Consider the following 20,281-nt stretch of genomic DNA (forward strand, 5'->3'; position numbering starts at 1 on the left):
ATCACCCTCACTCGCTCGTGAAGCTCATCGTCGACACGAAGTAGGTGTCGTCGGGGCGGGGCGTCCACACCAGTCGGCTGCTTGTGCCGTAGATGTAGTTCTGCTGGAGCAGATAGATGGAGTAGGGGTCGTCGTGCAGTTCCTGCCACGCCTCGGCGTAGATGGACTGCCGCTCGGTCTGGTCGAAGGTCGTCAGCCCTTTTGCCATGAGCTTGTCGACGTCCTTGTTGCAGTACTTGCTGGAATCGCCGTCGCAGGTGATGTGCGCCTCGATCCGGGCCGCGTCGAACCATTCGTTCGAGTTCCAGCCGTACTTGATGTCGAAGGCGCCCTTCTTGGTGCCCTTGACCCGCCCGGCGGCGCGGTACTCGTTCCACTCGTGTTTGACGACCTCGGCCCTGATGCCGACGTCCTTGAGCTCGTCGGCGATGAGTTCGACCGTCTCCTCGCCCTTGCTGTACCGCCCGATCGGGACATTGAGCTGAATGTCGAATCCGTCGGGGTAGCCGGCCTCGGCGAGCAGTTTCTTGGCCTGCTCGGGGTCGTAGGGGAAGGCGGAGACAGCGGAGTTGAACCCGATCATGCCCTCCCCGAGGTTCTGCGCGGCGTTCGGGGTCGCGTGTCCCTGGTAGCTCGTCTTCGCGATGAGTTCCTTGTCGACCGCCAGGTTCATCGCGACCCTGACCCGCGGGTCGGACAGCTCCTTCTTGTAGGTGTTGAAGGCCGCGTAGCTGAAGTCGGAGGCTTTGATCTCCTTCACCTGCGGTGCGAGCTGGGCCTGTTCCGGCAGGAGGTCGAAGACGAGGTCCACCTCGCCGGCCTGGAGCGCGGACAGCGCGGTCTGCGAGTCTGCGATCACCCGGACGGTGAATCGCTCGATCGACGGGTCGCTGCCCCAGTACCCGTCGTAGCGAGTGAGCTGGATGTCCTGTCCGTGGTCCCATTTACTGAACCGGTAGGGCCCGGTGCCCACCACGACGCTCTGGCCGAAGCCCTTGGCCGACGCGGACTTCTCCGAGACCATCGGGATACTGGTCAACTCGGCGGGCAGAATGGGGTTCTTACCGTCGGTCTTGATGTCGACCGTCAGCTCGTCCACCTTGAGCGCGCCGGCGATTCCCTCGATGTACGAGGTGCGCTGTGTTTCGTAGTCGGGGTCGATGATCCGTTCGATGCTGTAGACGACCGAATCGGCGTCGAACGGAGAGCCGTCCTGGAAGGTCACACCACTGCGGAGGGTGAGCCGCCAGGTGGTGTCGTCGACCCGCTCGTAAGCCGTCGCCAGCTTGGGCTGGATCGCGGCCTTAACATCCCGTACGAGCAAGGTCTCGAATACGTTGTCGGTGACGATCCGCGTGCTGCGGTCATTGCTGAGCTGGGGGTCGAGCGTGGACGGTTCCGTGGATACTGCCGCGACGAGCGCGCCGGGGCCCTTGTCCGCCTTGGACGGCGAACCGCCGCACGCGGTGAGGCCGGACATCACGATCGCGCCGGAGCCTATGAAGCCGATCAGCTGTCTTGCTCGGAGTGAACCCATCTCCTGGGGTCCTTTCTTGGTCCACCGCCTGGCGCGGTGAATAAGGGAGGTCGCATACCTCCTATGCGGAGTCCCCCGAGGCGAGCGCCTCGACCGTGAGGCGTGCCACCATGTCGTCCTCGTCAGGGGTCCCGCCCCCGACCCCGATCGCTCCGACGATCCTGCCGTCGACCGCGATGGGGTAGCCGCCCGGATTCAAGGTCACTCCTCCGGGCAGCACATCGTTGAGGCTGGACGCGAACAGCGGCCGGTCGCGCCAGTTCTCCAGTAGGACCGCCGTCGGCTTTCCGAATGCGGCGGCCAGTCGGGCCTTTCCCATCGCCATGTACGGGCCGTGCCACTTCTCGCTGCCACGGGCGACGAGCACCGGGTGTCCGGCTGCGTCGTGCACGGCGACGGTGACGTGAAGCCCCCGCTCGGCGCCCAACTCCCGCGCCTTCATGACGTAGCGGAGCGCCCACTCGAAATCCATCGGAGCGCGGTCCGCTCCCCTGCGGTTCATGGCGTCCATCCGTACCCTCCAAGGCCGGACTGTTTGACCGTTTGTCTGACCAAGTTGGCCCTCAGCATCACCACCCATGGCATCCGCGTCAAGCGATGCGACGCGAAAAAACATGACGGAAACATGCGGTATCACAGGGCAGAAGTCGGCCCCGGCAACCGGTTCCGGCCAACTCGGTCTTGACGAGCGCCGCTGGAGCTCTATCTTATTGTCTGACAGTAAGCGACAACGAGTCGGCCCGAGCCCGGATGAACGGGGCAGCCGGGCCACGGAGGTTCACACGCTCATGACCGGCGACCAGACTTCACAGGACCAGTCCCCCACGCTCCCGAGCGGCGCCATCCGGCGCAGCACGCTCGCCGGGACGGTGCTGACCAGGCTGCGCGAGCAGATCCTGTCCGGGCGTCTCGCGTCCGGCACGGCGCTGCCCACGGAACGGGAGATCGGCGAGGCCTTCGGCGTCGGACGCACCACGGTCCGGGAGGCGTTGCGCGGGCTGGAGGTCGCTGGTTTCGTCCATCGCCGGGCGAAGAAGCTGATCGTCAACGACGCGCAGCAGGTACCCGAGAACGAGGTCGATTACGGCGCCTTCGCGGTGCGCGCGTCGATCCAGGAGGTCTTCGCCACGCGCAGACTCCTCGAAGTCGAGGGCGCCAGGCTCGCGGCCACGCACCACACCGCCGAGGACCTCGCCGTACTGCACGACATCGTCTCGGCCATGGAGCCGGGAGATCCGGAGACCTACCAGACGCTGAGCATGGAGTTCCACACCCATGTCATTGTCGCCGGCGGCAATCCGGTGCTCGCGCAGGTCTACCACTCCGCGCGCCATCTGCTGTTCAAACGGCCCGCCTTCTGGCGGGTGTTCGGCCGGCCCGGCCAGCAGCCCATCGGGCGCGGCCCGCTCGGGCACGAGGAGATCCTGCGGGCCATCGCGTCCGGAGACGGCGAGGAAGCCGCCCGCATCACCCTCGAACACCTCAACTTCACCGCACACGCGCTCATGGAACGGGTCCGTACCTCGGACTCGGCCGTAGCGAGCGTCCGTCCCGCACCTTGATAGGGAGTGCTCTTCATGCGCAATGGTTACAGAGTGGTCGATGTCGACACCCACGTCACACCCTCCTTGGAGGTCCTGCTCCGCTACGCCGACCGGGAGCTGCTCGACCGGAAGGCCGAGCTGGCGCCGTACACCCGCACCATGACCCCCGTCCCCGGCCGCGGGCACCCGACCACCGACTACGACGTGGTACGGGTCGACCCCCGCCCGTACAAGCGGGTCGCCGGAATGAAGAGCGACAGCGAGGAGGGCGAGGGCGGCGGCGGGAAGGGCGCGCTGGAGGGCCGTGTCCAGAACATCGCGACGGGCAAGCCGCGCGACGGGATCCAGCACGACAACTCCGAGGGACGGCTCCTCGACATGGACGTCGAGGGCGTCGACATCAACGTCCTCATCCCCGCGCCGTGGGCACCCGGCAGCACCGCCCTCGATCTGAGTCTCGCGAAGTCGATGTACAGCGCCTACCACCGCTACCAGGCCGACTACTGCAGCGCGGACAGCCGGCGGCTGAAGGGCCTGGTCCTCGCGCCGGCCGCCGACCCGGAGTGGGCCGCCAAGACGATCCGCGAACTGGCCGGGGAGGACTGGGTCGCCGCGGCCTGGCCGCTCCTGCCGGAGGGCGTGCCGGTGGACGATCCGGATCTCGCGCCCATCTGGGAGGCCATGGACGAGGCCGACCTCCCGCTGCTGCACCACAGCTTCTTCTACGAGCCCCCCTACTTCCCCGGCTACCGCGACATCTGGGACAACCCGATCGTCGCCCGCACGGCGGCACATGTGTGGGGGGCCCAGCGGCTGATGTCCTACGTCCTGATCAGCGGCATGCTGGACACCTATCCGAACCTGCGCCTGGCCACGGTCGAGACCGGGCACAGCTGGCTCGCCCACTGGATCGTGCGGCTGACCAGCCAGGTCTCCTACGTCAAGGGCGGGGTCAAGCCCGGTCTGAAGCACACGCCTCTGGAATACGTGCAGATGGGCAAGGTGTTCTGCGCGATCGAGGCCCACGAGGGACCGCAGCTCACCAAGGCCACCAACGACATCCTCGGTGACGGCGTGCTCATGTACGCCTCCGACTTCCCGCACCCGGAGTGCATGTTCCCCGAACACACCGATCATGTGCTCGCCTGGGGCGAGACGATCGGTGAGCCGGCGCTGCGCAAGCTGATGGGCGGGAACGCCTGCGACTACCTCCGTCTGCTGTCGACGCCGTGGGACTCCCCGGCGCCCGGCGCTCACCCCGCACAGGCTTGAGCACCGGCCCCGCCGCCGAGCCGGGGCCGCGCAGCGGCTCCCTCGTCTACGGTGACCAGGGCGTGGTCGCGGCCGGCAGCCGGCAGGCAGCGGACACCGCCGCGGCCGTGCTGTCGGCCGGCGGCAACGCGATCGATGCCGCGGTGGCCGCGTCCGCGACGCAGTGCGTGGTCGAGTTCCCGTGGTGCGGTCTGGGCGGGGACCTGTTCCTGATGGTGGATCGCGAGGACACCGGCGTCGTCGCTCTCAACGGGAGCGGGGCCGCGCCGTTCCGCCGCGGTGCGGCGCTCGCCGGGCGTGACCGGCTGCCGAGGTTCGGGCCGCTGTCGGTCGGCGTACCGGGGCTTCCGATGGCATGGAGCCTGGCCCTTGAGCGGTTCGGCTCGATGCCCCTGGCGGCGCTGCTCGCACCGGCGATCGGCCTCGCCGGGAAGGGATTCGCGCTCGACCACCGTACGGCGGCGGCCGTGGCCGCTGTCGCGGCGGCCGGCGACGAGGAGTATCCCGGGCTGTCGTCTCTCCTGTCCGGCAACGGCCACCGGGCCGGCGAGGTCTTCACCCAGCCCGATCTGGCCCGCAGCCTGGACTTGTTGGGCCGTTACGGGACCGACTGGTTCTACCGGGGGGAGTTCGCCGAAAAGCTGGCAGGCCAGATGCGGCGTACCGGCGGGCTGCTCGACGCGGTCGATCTCGCCGGTCATCTGACGCAGTGGACCGAACCGCTCTCGGTCGGCTACCGCGGATACCGGATCTACCAGCACGCGCCCGTCTCCATGGGCATGCTCATGCTCTCCGAACTCGGCCTGCTGGAACAGTTCGACCTGTCCGGGACGGAACCGGGCAGCGTGGAGCTGGTCGATCTCATGGTGCGCTGCAAGGTGGCGGCCTTCTCGGATCTGCACAACGCCCAGGAGCTGACACTCCCGGACATCGTCGAACGGCTCTCACCCACCCGCGCCGCGTGGTGGCGGGACCGGCTGGCGTCCGGGGCCGAGGGCGGCCGGATCCCGCTGCCCGGCGGGAACGACACGACCTGCCTGGCGATCACCGACGCGGACGGCACGACGGTGACGCTGATCCACAGCCTGTTCAACACATTCGGCTCCCGCGAGATCGTCGAGGGCACCGGCGTCGTACTCAACGACAGGCTGGCCGGGCTGCGCCTGGACGGCGGCCCCGGTCCGAAATTCGTGCCCGGCGGGCGGCCGCTGCACACCCTGAACACGTACATGGCCAAGCGGGACGGACGGCTCGTGATCGCCGGCGCCACGCCGGGAGGACGCGGGCAGGTGCAGACCAACTTCCAGGTCCTGGTGAACCACCTCGACTTCGGGATGGCGCCGCTGGCCGCGGTCGAGCAGCCCCGCTGGCTGCACGGAACCCCGCGCCGGAACGTCGACGACGGAATGCTCCACCTCGAACAGGGCTTCCCGGAGCAGCACGCGGACGGCCTGCGCCGGCTCGGGCACCCGGTGGCCGTCGCCGAGTTCCGCGACGACGACCTCTTCGGCAGCTGCACGGTCGTGGGCACAGGCCCGGGGGCGAAGCCGTACGCGGTGGCGGACAGCCGCCGGGGCGCCGCGGTCAGCGGGTGCTGAACGGGCCACTCGGGCGGCGCAGGCCCCGACACGACGATCAACACCAGGAAGACGACCCCATACCAGGAAGGAGAGTCCCGCATGTCGATCCGCAACGGCATCATCAGATACGACGATGAGATCGACCGCGCCGCCTATCGGTGGCCCACGTTCTCCGACGCGGAGTTCACCCGGCGCCATGACCTCACCCGGAGGTTCATGGCCGAGCACGACCTCGACTGCCTGCTGGTCAGCGGCAGCAACGCGATCTGGGAACGCGGCTGGGCGAACATCCGATGGCTGTCGAACTACATCGGCACGATGGAACTCGACTCCTTCGTCATCTTCCCGCGCGAGGGCGAGCCGACCCTCGCCGTCCTGGGGCTGAACGCCCGCCTTCCCGACCGGGTGGCGCGCTCGGTCATCCCGGACGTGCGCGGCGCGCTGAACACCTCCGGCATCCTGGTGGAGCGACTGCGGGAACTGCGGCTGGAGACGGGACGCATCGGCATCGTCAAGCCGGCGCCCTGGCTCTCGCTGCCGCGCGACCACCACGACGCACTGCGCGAGGCGTTCCCCCGCGCCGAATTCCCCGAGTTCTCCGACGAGTTCTGGCGGATCAGGACCGTCCTGTCCGACGAGGAGCTCGTCTGCCTGGAAGAGGCCGGGCGCATCGGGGACGCCGCCGTACAGGCGGTGATCGACGAACTGCGGCCCGGCATGCAGGAGAAGGACCTCTTCCGGATCATCTACCAGACGATCGCCGACCAGGGGGGCGAGATCCCCTGCATGGTCCTCGCCTGTGCGGAATCGATGTTCACGCCCGTCAGCGGATTCCAGCGGCCCCGCCCGATCGACCGCACCATCGCGCAGGGCGACGTCCTGCTGATGGAGATAGGCGCCCGCGACGGACACGGATATGAGGCCCAGACCGGCAAGCCGATCGTCTTCGGCGCGCCGCCGCCGGAGTACGAAGACCTCCTGGACGTCATGTTCACCGCGTACGAGCAGGTGACCGAGGCGCTGCGCCCCGGCTGCACCGCACGCGACCTGCGGGAGGCCGGTCAGGTCATCCTCGACCGCGGATACCAGGTCGTCGCCCCGCTCGTGCACGGCGTCTTCAACCCCCTGGACGCGGGGCCCTTCGTCGGCACCTCGCACCGGCCGGACAAGGACATCGTGCTGGAGCCGAACATGGCCTGCTGTGTGGAGATCCACCCGTGCAGCGCCGATGTGACCAAGGGGGTCTTCATGGGCGACACCTTCGTGATCACCGAGGACGGCGCCCGCTCGGTCAACCGGCTGCCCCCGCGGCTCACGGTCCTGTGAGCGGGCCGATGCGGATCGCGGTCCTCGTCAAGCAGGTCCCGCTGATCGAGGAGATCGCGCTCGACCGTGACGGCAGGCTGGCCCGCTCCGGAGTGCCGATGGAGATGAACCCGCACTGCCGGCGGGCCGTCGCCAAGGGGGTCGAGCTGGCCGCCGCGACCGGCGGCAGCTGCACGGTCGTCACTATGGGACCGATGACGGCCCGTCAGGTGCTGGTCGAGGCACTGGACTTCGGCTGCGACGACGGCGTACTGATCAGCGACCCCGCGTTCGCCGGGTCGGACACCCTGGCCACCGCACGGGCGCTCGCGGCGGCCCTCACCCTGGCCGGCCCCTTCGACCTGATCCTGACCGGGCGCAACTCGGTGGACGCCGACACCGGGCAGGTCGGGCCGCAGCTCGCGGAGCTCACCGGCCTGCCGTTCCTGGCCGGCGTGCGCGAGCTGCGCCTCGCCGGCCAGGTCCTGACCGCCCGTACCGAACGGGACGACGGCTGGCGCGATTCGGTGGTCGCGCTGCCCGCCGTCCTGTCCTGCGCCGAGCGGTTGTGCGCGCCGGCGAAGCGCCCCGACGCCGTCGAGACGCCCGCACTGCGCGACCGGATCCGGCTGGTGACTGCGGCGGACCTCGGCGCCGGACCATGGGGCCAGGCCGGCAGCCCGACCCGGGTGGGGACACTGCGCCGGCTGACGTCCGTACGGGCCGGAACGGTCCTCGCCGGCGGTCTCGACGCACAGGCCGGACGAATCGCGGAGATCCTGGAATCGGCCGCGGCCGACACCGCCCCGGCCCGGCCGCATCCCGGGATGGCCGGACAGGCCGGCGCATACCCGGTGGCCGTGCTGGCCCAGCCGGGCCGGCCACGCATCACCCGTGAACTGCTGGGCGAGGCGGCCCGGTTGAGTCCCGGCCGGGTCACGGCTGTCCTGTCCGGGACGGATCTCACCCCGCAGACCGCCGAATGCTGGGGCGCCGACGAGGCGGTCATCGTCTCCGGCCACCCCGGGCACCCCGGCCACCCCGGCCGCCCGTCGGCCGAGGAGGACATCGCCTCCGCCGTCGCCGGCTGGTGCCTGGACCGCGGCCCCCGCGCGCTGCTCGGTCCCGGCACCAGCTGGGGCCGTGAGGTGGCCGCGCGGATCGCCGCCCGCCTCGGCGCGGGACTGGTGGGCGACGCGGTCGAACTGGCGCTGGAAGAAGGTCAGTTGATCTGCCAGAAGCCGGTCGCGGGCGGCAGCACGCTCGCGGCGGTGTACGCCGACTCCGCCGTCCAGCTCGTGACCGTCCGCCCGGGGGTGCTGGCGACACCGGTCTCCCGGGTACCCGCCGGGATCCCGGTGATCTCGCTGACGGCCCCGGCGGACAGCCGGGTGACGCATGTACGGCAGTGGACCGACAGCGGGATCGACGAACTGGCGTCGGCGCGGATCGTCATCGGCGTGGGCGCCGGTGTGGACCCGGACGACTACCCCCTACTGCGGGAACTGGCCGCCTCGGTCGGCGCGGAGCTGGCCGCGACACGCAAGGTCACCGACCGGGGATGGCAGCCGCACGGCCGTCAGGTGGGGGTCACCGGGCGCAGCATCGCTCCGGAGGTGTACCTCGCCCTCGGTCTGTCGGGAAAGGACCACCACACCATCGGGGTGCGCCGCGCGGCCACCGTCGTGGCCGTCAACCGGGATCCGGACGCACCGGTGTTCCGTACGGCCGACCTCGGCGTCGTGGCCGACTGGCGGCCGGTCGTCCGCGCCCTGCTGGACCGGCTCCGCGCCGCCCGCCGGCCGCCGGCCGCGGCCTCCGCCGCGCGATAGGACGTGAGCCGGCATGGAGATACACCAGCTCCGTTACGTACAGGCGATTGCCGAGACCGGGAGCTTCACGGCCGCCGCCGCCCGCCTCTATCTGGCCCAGCCCTCCCTGTCGGTCCAGGTACGCAAGCTCGAACACGAGCTGGGGGCCGTCCTGTTCGAGCGGTCAGGGCGGCATGTCACCCTCACCGCGGCCGGCGAGGTCTTTCTCCAGCACGCGAACCGGGCGCTGGGCGAGCTGGACCGGGCCCGCGAGTCCGTACGGGAGGCGCAGCGGCCCGCGGCCCGTCTGCGGGTCACGCTCGGGGTGCTGCCCAGCGTGGGCGCGGGGCTGCTCCCGGGCGCCCTCGCGAGCCTGCGCCGCGAGCATCCGGAGGTCACGGTCTCGGTGGTCGAACGCGACTCCTCGGAGGAGTTCGTCGACATGGTCCGTACGAACCGGCTGGACCTGGCCGCGGTGCGGAAGCAGACCGTACAGGCCGAGCTGAGCCGGATGCCGCTGGCCCGCGAACCGCTCGCGGCCGTGCTGCCGCCCGGGCACCCGCTCGCCGGGCGGTCCGAGACCAGCCTGCGCGCGCTGGCCGGGGAGAGCTACGTCGCCATGCCGGCGGGCAGCGCGCTGCGCGAGCTGATGGAGTCGGCCTGCCGACGGGTGGGGTTCGCGCCCGCCATCGCGATCGAGGCGCGCCATCTGGCGAGCGTCTGGGCCATGGTCCGGGCCGGCATCGGCATCTGCGTACTGCCCGAACTCGCCGCCGACGCCGGGCTTCCCACCGTGCATATCCAGGAGCCCTATCTGCACCGCGACCTCGTCGTGGTGTGGCGCGGCGCGGGCGCTCTGGCGCCGCCGTCCCGCGCGATCGTCAGGCATCTGGTGTCCGCCTCGCATCTGGCGTCGGCCTCGGGCCGGGGCAGGACGGAGGAGCCGCCCGGCCTTCTCGGCCTACCAGATCCCCTCGACGGCGACGGCGGGGCCGGACGAGCGGGCTGAGCGCCCGTCCTCGTCCCATCGGCGCAGGCCGGGCGGTGCGACGTCCAGCAGGTCCAGGGCGCGGCCGACGGTGTGGTCGACGATGTCCTCGACGGACCGCGGCCGGAGATAGAACGCCGGCACGGGCGGCATCACGATCGCCCCGGCCGTGGTGACCTCGCTCATCAACCGCAGATGGCCGGCGTGCAGAGGGGTCTCCCGCAGCAGGAGGACCAGCCGGCGGCGCTCCTTGAGCGTCACATCGGCGGCCCTGACCACCAGCGAGTTGTCGTACGAATGAGCGATACCGGACAGTGTTTTGACGCTGCACGGGGCGACCAGCATGCCGGCGGTGCGGTAGGAGCCGCTCGATATCGCCGCGCCGAGATCACCGTCGGCATGGACTACATCGGCGAGTCCGCGCACATCGGCGACGGTCAGATCGCACTCCTGGGCGAGCGTCGCGCACGCGGCCTTCGTCATGACCAGATGCGTCTCCACGTCCGGGTCGGGCCGCAGCATCTGGAGGGCGCGAATCCCGTACACGACCCCCGATGCGCCGGTGAGCGCGACGATCAACCGCTGCTTCGCCATGGCCGCCTTCCACACTGACTCCGTCACCGCCACCGCCACCGACTCCGTCACCGGCGGAAACACACTAACCGCCCCCGTGCGTCCGGGCGGTCGGCCAATGGCTATGGGCGCCATAGCCGGAACGTTATTGCTGCCCGGCGCTCACCCGGCGCAGCCTTGCAGTGTGGTTCGGCCGTCCCGGCCGAATCCCGACTCCCCGCCGAATCCCGGCTCCCGGCCGCATCCCGGCCCGGCTCCGGCTGATTCCGGACTGGAGGTGCTTTCCTTGCCGCTTTCCCCGCCCCCGACGGACACGGACCTGCGCCGAGCGATGGCGATGCTGGCCGCCCACGGTGAACTCGCCGAGGTCAAGGGGGAGGTCGACTGGAACCGCGAACTCGGCACGGTCGCCCGCGAGGTGCTGCGCCGCAAAGGTCCCGCCCTGCTGTTCAGCAACATCAAGGACTACGGCCTCCCCGGCGCCCGGTGCGGCCAACTGGCCACCGGCCTGCTGGCCGGCCACCGCAGGATCTCGCTGCTGCTGGGATTCGACGACGAGATCGGCAACCACGAACTGGTGCAGCACGTGCTGCGCATGAACGCCGAGCGGATCCCGCCCGTCTTCGTCGACGACGGGCCCGTCCACGAGAACGTCGTCCTGGGCGACGACATCGACCTGCGGGAGCTGCCGGTCCCCCAGTGGCACCACCTCGACGGCGGTCGCTACATCAACACCTTCGGCGCGGTGATCACCAAGGATCCGGACACGGGCTCGGTGAACGCGGGCGTCTACCGCGGGATGATCTCAGGGCCGGACAAGATCCCGATGCTGATGGTGCCCAGCCAGCACTGGGGCCGGCACTGGGCGAAGTACGTCCAGCGCGGCGAACCGATGCCGGTGGCCTGCGTCTACGGCTGGCATCCGGTCATGGACTTCCTCGCCGGCAGCCCGCTCCCGCCGGACGTGTGCGAGTACGACGTGATGGGCGCCTACCTGGGAGAGCCCGTACCCCTCGTCCGGGGCCGGACCGTCGACCTGCCGGTACCGGCGACGGCCGAGATCGTCGTCGAGGGATTCATCTCGCCGGACCCGGAGAGCTACGAAATGGAAGGCCCCTTCGGGGAGTTCACCGGATACGTCAGCGACCTGCCGACCCGGCGCCCGACCATCCAGGTCACCGCGATCACCCATCGCGACTCCCCCGTCTTCAGGGGAACGCTCGAAGGATCGCTGCCGGGAGCCTCGGGCGAGAACAGCTATATGTCGTCCGTGCAGCGGGCCGCCATCGCCTGGCAGACGCTCAAAACCGCCGGGGTTCCCGGCGTACGGGACATCTTCGTCCATCCCGTCAACAACGGCACGACGATCGTCGTGCAGATCAGCAAGGTCAACGAAGGGCACGCGAAGTGGGTCGCGTCCGCGCTGTGGGCGAGCGGCGCGGCGCTGTACCGCTACAAGTACGTGATCGTCGTCGACGAGGACATCGACCCGGGCGACTACTCGGCGACCGACTGGGCCATCGCCTACCGGGTACGCCCGGGCACCGACGACATCGTGGTCTTCCCGGGAACCTTCGGGTCGCCGATCGACCCGAGCACCCCGCTGGAGGAGCGCTCCGTCGACGACCTCGGCGCGGGGCTGTGGAACCGCATGCTCATCGACGCCACCAAGACCTGGCGCTTCAAGCCGCAGCCCCAGTGGAACGGCGCGCGCTTCCCGCCGACCGTGGCGCCGGCGGCCGAGGACCTCGCCCAGGTGCGAGAGCGATGGGCGGACTACCACTTCACCGGATGGGACGGCGGCCGATGACACTCCCTTCGAGACCCGGAAAAACTCCAAGACCCCCCAACCCCCCGAGCCCTTCACGTCTCGCGACCCCCGTGGCGCCCCGGCTGGAGCTGCGTGTCGCCGGCAGCGACGAGGAGGTCGTCGTCCGGCCCCGGCGGCTGATCGTGGCGGGCTACACCGGCCGTGACGAGACCGCGGTACGTGCCCACATAGCCGAGCTGGCCGAGATCGGCGTGGAACCCCCGCCGACGGTCCCGATGTTCTACACACTCGACCCACGGCTCCTGACGACCGCCGAGAACATCGCCGTCGCCGGCGAGCACACCTCCGGGGAAGTCGAACCGGTGCTGATCCGGGCCGGCGGCCGGTGGTATCTCGCCGTCGGATCCGACCACACCGACCGGGAACTGGAGCGGCGCGGTGTCCTCGAGTCGAAGGCCGTCTGCCCCAAGCCGGTCGGTGCCTCGGTGCTGGCCCTGCCTGGCGAGCCGTCCTCGGTGGACCTCGACGCCGTCCGCGCGACGTCGGCCGTGGACGGCCGCGCGTACCAGGACGGAACGCTCGGCGGCCTGCGCACGCCCGGCGACCTCTGGCGGCGCGCACTCGACGCCCTGACACCCGATGCCCTCGCACCCGACGCAGGCGACCTGGCCCTCTTCTGCGGCACCCTGCCGCTGCTGCACGGCCGGTTCGAGCCCGGGCGGCGGTGGGACATCGCCCTCACCATGCCGGGTCGTGCGCATCTCGCGCACACCTACCACGTCGGCCGGAGGAGGCCCTGATGCGTACCGGTGCTGAGTATCTCGCCGCTCTGAGGGACGGGCGGGAGGTCTATGTCGACGGCGCGCGCGTCGAGGACGTCACGGCCCATCCGGCCTTCTCCCCGATCGCCCGTACGGTCGCCGAGCTGTACGACGTCGCGGCGGATCCGAACTCGCGCATGTCGTGTGTGGACGAGGCGACGGGAGAGGAGACGAACCGGGTCTTCACCGCCCCGCGCACCCCGAGAGAGCTGGCCGCCTACCGCCGGGCGGTGCAGCTGTGGGCCCGGCACAGCCACGGCTGGGTGGGCCGCAGCCCTGACCATGTCGGCGCCTTCCTCACCGCGTTCGCGACGCATCCCGAGGAGTTCAACAGCGGCGGGCGCGAGCTCGGCGAGAACGTGACGGCGTACCACCGCAAGGTCCAGCGCGAGCAGCTCTACGTCTCGTACGCCATCATCCCGCCCCAGATGTCGCGTGCGACCACCGCACACGCCTGGGGTGACGATTTCGTCCAGGTCGGTGTGGCGGCGGCGGGCCTGAACGGCCTGGTGGTGTCCGGCGCGCAGATGCTCGCGACGGGCGCCGCCGTGGCCGACGAGATCCTTGTCTCGTGCATCAAGCCGCTCGGCCCCGAGGACCGCGACTTCGCGCTGAGTTTCGTCCTCCCGATCGCCACCGACGGTCTGAAGCTCCACTGCCGCCGCCCCTACGCGCCCGCCGCGACCAGTGGCTACGACTACCCGCTGACCAGCCGCTACGACGAGACCGACGCCCTTGTCGTCTTCGACGACGTGTTCGTCCCGTGGTCGCGGGTCTTCGTCGACCGCGATGTCGACGGCCTGAAGCGGCAGTTCTTCGACACCGGCGCGCATGTCTTCGGCAACTGGCAGGCCCAGATCAGACTGGCGGTCAAACTCCAGTTCCTCGCCGGGATCGCACGCAAGGTCGCCGCCGTCAACGGCATCGACCGGATACCCGGCGTGGTCGAGAAACTGGGTGAACTCGCCGCCATCGCCTCGGTGGTGGAGTCCGGTGTGATCGCCGCCGAGCACACCGCGACCCCGGACGACGCCGGGATCTGGCGGCCGGGCGCCCGCGCGCTCTACGGCGCCATGGGGCTCCAGTCGGAGCTGTATCCACGCGCGGTGTCCATCCTGCGCGAGCTGGTGGGCGGCGGTGTCCTGCAAGTGCCGTCCAGCGTCGAGGACATGCGCAGCTCCACCACCCGCCCCGACATCGACCGCTATGTCAGGTCCCCCGGAGTCGACGCGGAGGACCGGGTCAAGCTCTTCAAGCTGGCCTGGGACTCGTTCGGCAGCGAGTTCGGCGGCCGGCACCAGCAGTACGAGATGTTCTACGCGGGGGCCCCGTTCGTGGCGAAGGGCTACGCGTTCCGCAACTACGGCTACGAGGAGGCCGTCGACGAGGTCGACAGGTTCCTGGCGAGCTACGGCAGCGACGAATAGCCCACACCCGATCGGCCGGTGGGCCGAGCAACCGAACGGAGGCGTCAGGCGATGGCCAAGCGCGCGTACGAATTCTTCCCGGCCGAGTCCGTGGAACCCACACCCTGCGCCGGGGACGTACCGGCACTCAGCGAGCGCATCCTCTCGCTGGACCCCCACTCCGGCGCGGCGTCCCGGATCCTCACCTTCGCCCCCGGGACCGACACGACACCGAACGGCGTGCTGACCCACGACTTCTGGGAAGAGGTCTACATCCTCACCGGTTCGATCACGGACCTGAGACTCGGCGAGACCTTCACAGCGGGCATGTACGCCTGCCGGCCGCCCGGGATGGAGCACGGGCCGTGGCGCACCACCGAAGGCTGCACGACCTTCGAAGTACGTTATTACGCGCCATGATCGAGAGCCTGGAGATGCGGCGCATCATGGGCCGGTTCCTCACCGGGGTGACGGTCGTGACGGCGGTGGACGACGACGCGGCCCATGGAATGACCGCGAACTCCCTGACGTCCGTCTCGCTGGAACCGCCTCTGCTGCTGGTGTGCCTGGCCAGTTCGGCCCGCACCACGACGGCGATCGTGCGCAGCCGCCGGTTCGGCGTCAGCATTCTCTCCGCGCGACAGGAGCGGATCGCGCTCCGCTTCGCCCATCGCGGTACGGACCACTTCGCCGGGCTCCCCCTGGAGCACGGCCGCGGTTTCGCCGTTCCGGTCGTGCCCGACGCCCTGGCCCATGTGGAGTGCGCCGTCGAGCAGGTCGTACCGGCCGGCGACCACCAGATCATCGTCGGCCGGGTCGACCGGCTCGCCGACCGCGAGGGGGAGCCGCTCGGCTTCCTCGGGGGCAGGTTCTGCGCCGTCGCCGACCAGTCCGCCCCCGCGCCCCAGTGGTTCTACTGACCAGGCCGGGAGGGCGTCCGTAGCCCGTTCGCCGTCCTTCCGGTGTTTCCTCCCCGGTGACCGCCGCTACTCCGGTGACCTGCGTAAACGACCGGGCGGGAGCAGCCTCTGCGCCCGCCCGGGTGACACAGGTGCCGATACGTCGTGTTGCGGTGGTGACGGGCTGTCGGTTGCCTCGTAAGCGGAGCACAGCAGAGACGCCGCGCAGACAGGCCGGATACTGCTCCGTTGGAGGATCTACATGCGTAACGCACGATGTGGCATAGGCATAGCCCTGGTTCTCGGCGCCCTTGTTCTGCCGGTCCCGGCCGCGGTCGCCGCCGGCGCCCCCGCCGGTGACTCGGGCATACAGATCAGCCCGGGGGACGCAGCCCCGGGCTCGACGGTCACTGTCAGTACCAAGGCATGCGGCCCGGAAGTGACCTACGGCAAGGGCGAGTCGAAGGCGGGAGGGGCGTTCCACCTCTTCGAGGGCGACCGTGAGGGCGTGCTCACCGGCCAGTTCCAGATCCCGGACGAGGCCCGGTCCGGCAGCGACACCGTCATCGTGAAGTGCCCGCCGCGGATCAAGCTCACGGGCACCTACCAGGTCTCCGGCCGCCGCCCGAGCGGCGCGGTCGACGCCGGCTTCGGGGCCGAGGACAAAGAGACACGGCTCGCCCTGGGCGCCGCCCTGCTCGTCGCGGCAGCCGCCGGGAGTGTGGCCAGGATCCGCCGCCGCCCCCGAGGTCTCGGAAGCTGACCGCCGAACTCCCGCCACACCGGCCCCCGGACACCACACCGGTGCCGGGGGCCGCGAGAACCCCGCCCCGTCGCGAAGCAGAGGCAGAGCCGTGAGGGAAACCGGTTACACGATCGAATCTTCCTCCGACTGGTTCACCCCTCCGGTCATGCTGCTGGCCTGCGCACTGATGGCGGGCAGCCTGCTGGTGATCGACGGGGCACATGACGAGCGGCCACCGCAGCCCTCCGCAGCCCAGGCCTTCTCCGCCTCCGCACGGCCCTCGGCCGCGCCCGCCGCCGTCCTGCCCCTGCGCCGGTCGGATCCGGTCCGGCTTCGGATCCCCGCCATAGGCGTGGACGCCCCCCTGACCCGACTGGACCTCGACGCGGCGGGAGCGCTACGGCCCCCGCCCGCCGACAAGCCCGGCCTGGCCGGCTGGTACGGCGACGGCACGGCTCCCGGCTCCGCGGGGACAGCCGTCACCGCCGGGCACGTGGACACACCCACCGGCCCCGGTGTCTTCTACGACCTCGGCGCCGTGACCAAGGGCGACCTCATCGAGATCAGCCGGGCGGACCGGCGCACGGCCGTGTTCTCCGTGGACGGCGTGGAGGTCCACGACAAGAAGGGGTTCCCGGACGAGAAGGTCTACGGCAGCTCCGGCCGGGCCGAACTGCGGGTGATCACCTGCGGCGGCGGCTACTCCCGGCGGACGGGCTATCAGGGAAACATCGTGATCTACGCGACGCTGACCGCGGTGACATAGCCAACCGCCCTTCGCCGGAGCCGTTCCGGAGCCGCCGTCACCCGTTCACCGCGGTCGGACGGTCTGCGCGAGCGGGGCGCGCGCCCGGGGACGACCATACAAGGAGTGCAGGATCTTCGATGAGGAGTGCTCCCGTGTCCCAGGCTCTGCCCGCGGTCATGTCCGATCCGCTGACCAATCGCGGCACCGCTTTCACCACGGAGGAACGCGAGAGGCTGGAGCTGGTGGGATGGCTGCCCGACGCGGTTCTGTCTCTGGAGGAGCAGCATCGGCGCACGTACGAACAGCTGCAGAGGCAGCCTGACGCGCTGGCCAAGAACGTGTATCTGGAGGAGCTGCACGACCGTAACGAGGTGCTGTACTACCGGGTGCTCGGCGAGCATCTGACCGAACTGCTGCCGATCGTCTACGACCCCACGGTGGGGGATGCGATCAAGCGGTACAGCCACGAATACCGCCGCCCGCGCGGGGTGTTCCTGTCCATCGACCGTCCACAGGATGTGCGGCCGGCCTTCCAGCGGCGGGGGCTGGGGCCCGACGATGTGGACCTGCTGGTGGTCACCGACGCGCAGGAGATCCTCGGTATCGGTGACTGGGGCGTCAACGGGGTGCAGATCTCGGTGGGCAAGCTCGCCGTCTACACCGCGGCGGCCGGCCTGCACCCCGACCGCTGCATCCCCGTGGTGCTGGACGTGGGCACCGACAACGAGACGCTGCTCAACGACCCGCTCTACCTCGGCGTACGCCGCAGCCGTACCCGCGGGAAGCGCTACGACGAGTTCGTCGCCGCCTATTTGGAGACGGCCGCCGAGCTGTTCCCGCACGCGCTGCTGCACTTCGAGGACTTCGGTCCTGACAACGCCCGTCGCATCCTGGAACAGAACGCCGACCGCTACCGGATCTTCAACGACGACCTCCAGGGCACCGGCGCGATCACCCTCGCAGCCGTCGTCTCCGCGCTGAAGGTCACCGGGATCCCGTTCCGGGACCAGCGGCTGGTGATCTTCGGAGCCGGCACCGCGGGCGTGGGGATCGCCGACCAGCTGGTGGAGGCGATGGTCCGCGACGGCCTGGAGCCGGCTGACGCGGCACGCCGGGTGTGGCTGGTGGACAAGCAGGGGCTGCTCACCGACGACATGGACGATCTGCGCGACTACCAGCGCGGCTATGCCCGCCCCGCCGCCGAAGTACGGGGCTGGTCGGACGAGGGCGGCATCGACCTGCCGGCCACCGTACGGGGCGCGCGGCCCACCCTTCTGATCGGCACCTCGACCGCCACCGGAGCCTTCACCCGTGAGGTGGTGACCGCGATGGCGCAACACGTCGAGCGGCCGGTCATCTTTCCGCTGTCCAACCCCACCGAGCGGATCGAGGCCATGCCCGCCGACCTCCTCACCTGGAGCGACGGCAAAGCCCTCATCGCCACGGGCATCCCCGTCGACCCTGTCGAACTGAACGGGGTCCGGCATGTCATCGGACAGGCCAACAACGCCCTGCTCTACCCCGGGCTGGGCCTGGGCACCGTGGTCTCACGGGCCCGGCGCGTGACGCCGGGAATGCTGCTCGCCGCCGCCGAAGCCGTCGCGGGCCAAGCGCGGGTCGGCGCCCCGGGCGCGTCCCTGCTGCCGCCCGTGGCGGACCTGCGTGCGTCCTCCGCCACCGTGGCCGTCGCCGTCGCGCGCGCCGCGATCTCCGACGGCGTCGCCGAGAACAGCCCCGAGGACCTGGTGCAGGCCGTCCAGGACGCGATGTGGCAGCCCCGGTACGAATCCCTTCCCGACGCGGGGAGTGCCCGATGAACAGCACCCCGCCGGTGGTGCGGGATCTGGGAATCGGTATCGACGCGGAGGGCACCCGTACCGAACGCGACTCGCTGGGCACCGTCGAGGTGCCCGCCGACCGGTACTGGGGCGCGCAGACCCAGCGCTCGCTGATCCACTTCTCGATCGGCGACGACCGGATGCCCAAGGCCGTCTACCACGCCTACGGCTACGTCAAGAAGGCCGCCGCCCTGGTCAACGGCCGCGACGGCCGCCTGCCCGGCTGGCAGGCCGACCTGATCGTCAGGGTCGCCGACGAGGTGATCGCCGGCGAACTCGACGCGCACTTCCCGCTCTATGTCTGGCAGACCGGCTCCGGCACGCAGAGCAACATGAATGTCAACGAGGTCATCAGCAACCGGGCGATCCAGCTGGTGGGCGGCACCCTCGGCTCGCGTACGCCGGTCCACCCCAATGACCACGTCAATATGGGGCAGTCCTCCAACGACACGTTCCCCACCGCGATGCACCTCGCCACGGTGCGGGCCCTGCACGACCATCTGATGCCGTCGCTGGCCGCGCTCACCCAGGCCATCGCGGACAAGGCCGCGTCGTGGCGGGATGTCGTCAAGGTCGGCCGCACCCATCTGCAGGACGCGGTCCCGCTCACGGTCGGTCAGGAGTGGTCCGGTTACGCCGCACAGCTCACCGACGCCCACGAGCGGGTCCGCGCCACCCTCCCCGCGCTCCACCAGCTGGCGATCGGCGGCACCGCGGTCGGCACGGGCCTCAACGCACCGGAGAACTTCGGTCCCGCGGTCGCCGCCGAACTGGCGCGGCTGACCGGCACGCCCTTCACCGTCGCCGCCAACCACTTCGCCGCCCAGGGCGGGCTGGACGCGATGGCCGCCGCCTCGGCCGGACTGCGCGGGGTCGCCGTACCGCTGATGAAGATCGCCAATGATCTGCGCTGGCTGGCCTCCGGCCCGCGCTGCGGCCTGGGCGAACTCGTCCTGCCCGCCAACGAGCCCGGCAGCTCGATCATGCCCGGCAAGGTCAACCCGACCCAGTGCGAGGCCATGGTCATGGTCTGTATCCAGGTCCTCGCCGAGGACAGCGCCGTCGCGCTCGCCGCGAGCCAGGGCAACTTCGAACTCAACGCCATGCGCCCGGTCATCATCAACAACGTGCTCCACTGCGCCAGGATCCTCGCCGACGCGAGCGAGAAACTGCGCGTCTACTGCGTCGAGGGCACGGAGCTCAACCGCGACCGCATCGACCAGGATGTCTCCCGCTCCCTCATGCTCGTCACCGCCCTCTCCCCCGAGATCGGCTACGACCGGGCCAGCGAAATCGCCCACCGGGCGGCGGACCAGGGCACCACCCTGCGCGAAACCGCCCTCGCCACGGGCTATCTCACCGCCGAGGACTACGACCGCGTCATCAACCCCCGTGCGATGGCCGGACTCCCCGACTGAAGAGAAGAGACCCGGTCCGGTCCCC

The 20,281-nt window shown here is 70.3% G+C and carries 18 protein-coding genes; 15 read left to right on the forward strand and 3 right to left on the reverse strand.

Annotated features, from left to right (window positions below):
• Positions 1-7 precede the first annotated feature (7 nt).
• Positions 8-1,537, reverse strand: coding sequence for an ABC transporter substrate-binding protein (locus ACFVWW_RS02405; RefSeq protein ID WP_386875417.1), 1,530 nt, complete (start codon positions 1,535-1,537; stop codon positions 8-10).
• A 61-nt stretch (positions 1,538-1,598) separates the two neighbouring features.
• On the reverse strand, positions 1,599-2,039 hold the full coding sequence (locus tag ACFVWW_RS02410; RefSeq protein ID WP_384182522.1) for a heme-binding protein: 441 nt from the start codon (positions 2,037-2,039) through the stop codon (positions 1,599-1,601).
• A gap of 286 nt (positions 2,040-2,325) precedes the next feature.
• On the opposite strand from ACFVWW_RS02410, the gene ACFVWW_RS02415 reads away from it, so the two are divergent.
• From ACFVWW_RS02415 to ACFVWW_RS02440, 6 genes are all read left to right on the forward strand, one after another.
• Positions 2,326-3,099: a FadR/GntR family transcriptional regulator gene (locus ACFVWW_RS02415; RefSeq protein ID WP_384182525.1), complete on the forward strand. Its 774-nt coding sequence runs from the start codon at positions 2,326-2,328 to the stop codon at positions 3,097-3,099.
• A gap of 15 nt (positions 3,100-3,114) precedes the next feature.
• Entirely contained in the window at positions 3,115-4,353 is a 1,239-nt protein-coding gene (locus tag ACFVWW_RS02420; protein WP_384182527.1) for an amidohydrolase family protein, read from the forward strand.
• Complete coding sequence (locus tag ACFVWW_RS02425) at positions 4,350-5,951, forward strand: gamma-glutamyltransferase family protein (RefSeq protein WP_386875420.1); 1,602 nt, start codon at positions 4,350-4,352, stop codon at positions 5,949-5,951. Before ACFVWW_RS02420 ends, ACFVWW_RS02425 begins: the two co-directional genes overlap by 4 nt.
• An 81-nt stretch (positions 5,952-6,032) precedes the next feature.
• On the forward strand, positions 6,033-7,259 hold the full coding sequence (locus ACFVWW_RS02430; protein WP_384182533.1) for a M24 family metallopeptidase: 1,227 nt from the start codon (positions 6,033-6,035) through the stop codon (positions 7,257-7,259).
• An 8-nt stretch (positions 7,260-7,267) separates the two neighbouring features.
• Entirely contained in the window at positions 7,268-9,070 is a 1,803-nt protein-coding gene (locus ACFVWW_RS02435) for an FAD-binding protein (protein WP_386875422.1), read from the forward strand.
• A 13-nt stretch (positions 9,071-9,083) separates the two neighbouring features.
• Positions 9,084-10,058, forward strand: a complete 975-nt coding sequence (locus ACFVWW_RS02440) for a LysR family transcriptional regulator (protein WP_386875424.1) — start codon at positions 9,084-9,086, stop codon at positions 10,056-10,058.
• On the opposite strand, the gene ACFVWW_RS02445 is transcribed toward ACFVWW_RS02440, so the two are convergent.
• Entirely contained in the window at positions 10,011-10,682 is a 672-nt protein-coding gene (locus ACFVWW_RS02445; RefSeq protein ID WP_384182542.1) for a UbiX family flavin prenyltransferase, read from the reverse strand. The genes ACFVWW_RS02440 and ACFVWW_RS02445 overlap by 48 nt on opposite strands.
• Before the next feature lie 214 nt (positions 10,683-10,896).
• Between ACFVWW_RS02445 and ACFVWW_RS02450 the strand changes: the two genes are divergently transcribed.
• The 9 genes from ACFVWW_RS02450 to fumC all read left to right on the forward strand — a co-directional run bounded on the left by ACFVWW_RS02450 (position 10,897) and on the right by fumC (position 20,256).
• Positions 10,897-12,420: a UbiD family decarboxylase gene (locus ACFVWW_RS02450; RefSeq protein ID WP_384182545.1), complete on the forward strand. Its 1,524-nt coding sequence runs from the start codon at positions 10,897-10,899 to the stop codon at positions 12,418-12,420.
• A gap of 71 nt (positions 12,421-12,491) precedes the next feature.
• Positions 12,492-13,181, forward strand: a complete 690-nt coding sequence (locus tag ACFVWW_RS02455) for a DUF2848 family protein (protein WP_386875426.1) — start codon at positions 12,492-12,494, stop codon at positions 13,179-13,181.
• A complete protein-coding gene (locus ACFVWW_RS02460) occupies positions 13,181-14,629 on the forward strand; it encodes a 4-hydroxyphenylacetate 3-hydroxylase family protein (RefSeq protein WP_384182550.1) in 1,449 nt (482 codons plus the stop codon). The genes ACFVWW_RS02455 and ACFVWW_RS02460 overlap by 1 nt, the downstream gene beginning before the upstream one ends.
• A gap of 51 nt (positions 14,630-14,680) precedes the next feature.
• The gene (locus ACFVWW_RS02465; protein WP_384182553.1) at positions 14,681-15,028 is read left to right on the forward strand and encodes a cupin domain-containing protein; all 348 of its coding nucleotides are present in this window, start codon (positions 14,681-14,683) and stop codon (positions 15,026-15,028) included.
• Positions 15,025-15,528, forward strand: a complete 504-nt coding sequence (locus ACFVWW_RS02470; RefSeq protein WP_384182556.1) for a flavin reductase family protein — start codon at positions 15,025-15,027, stop codon at positions 15,526-15,528. The genes ACFVWW_RS02465 and ACFVWW_RS02470 overlap by 4 nt, the downstream gene beginning before the upstream one ends.
• A 241-nt stretch (positions 15,529-15,769) precedes the next feature.
• A complete protein-coding gene (locus tag ACFVWW_RS02475; RefSeq protein ID WP_384182559.1) occupies positions 15,770-16,270 on the forward strand; it encodes a sortase in 501 nt (166 codons plus the stop codon).
• A 148-nt stretch (positions 16,271-16,418) separates the two neighbouring features.
• Positions 16,419-17,018, forward strand: coding sequence for a class F sortase (locus ACFVWW_RS02480; RefSeq protein ID WP_386876704.1), 600 nt, complete (start codon positions 16,419-16,421; stop codon positions 17,016-17,018).
• A 134-nt stretch (positions 17,019-17,152) separates the two neighbouring features.
• Positions 17,153-18,817: an NAD-dependent malic enzyme gene (locus tag ACFVWW_RS02485; RefSeq protein WP_386875429.1), complete on the forward strand. Its 1,665-nt coding sequence runs from the start codon at positions 17,153-17,155 to the stop codon at positions 18,815-18,817.
• On the forward strand, positions 18,814-20,256 hold the full coding sequence (gene fumC / locus ACFVWW_RS02490; protein WP_384182564.1) for a class II fumarate hydratase: 1,443 nt from the start codon (positions 18,814-18,816) through the stop codon (positions 20,254-20,256). The genes ACFVWW_RS02485 and fumC overlap by 4 nt, the downstream gene beginning before the upstream one ends.
• The last annotated feature ends 25 nt before the right edge of the window (positions 20,257-20,281 follow it).

Source organism: Streptomyces sp. NPDC058198 (genome assembly GCF_042882605.1).
Taxonomy (GTDB): Bacteria; Actinomycetota; Actinomycetes; order Streptomycetales; family Streptomycetaceae; genus Streptomyces.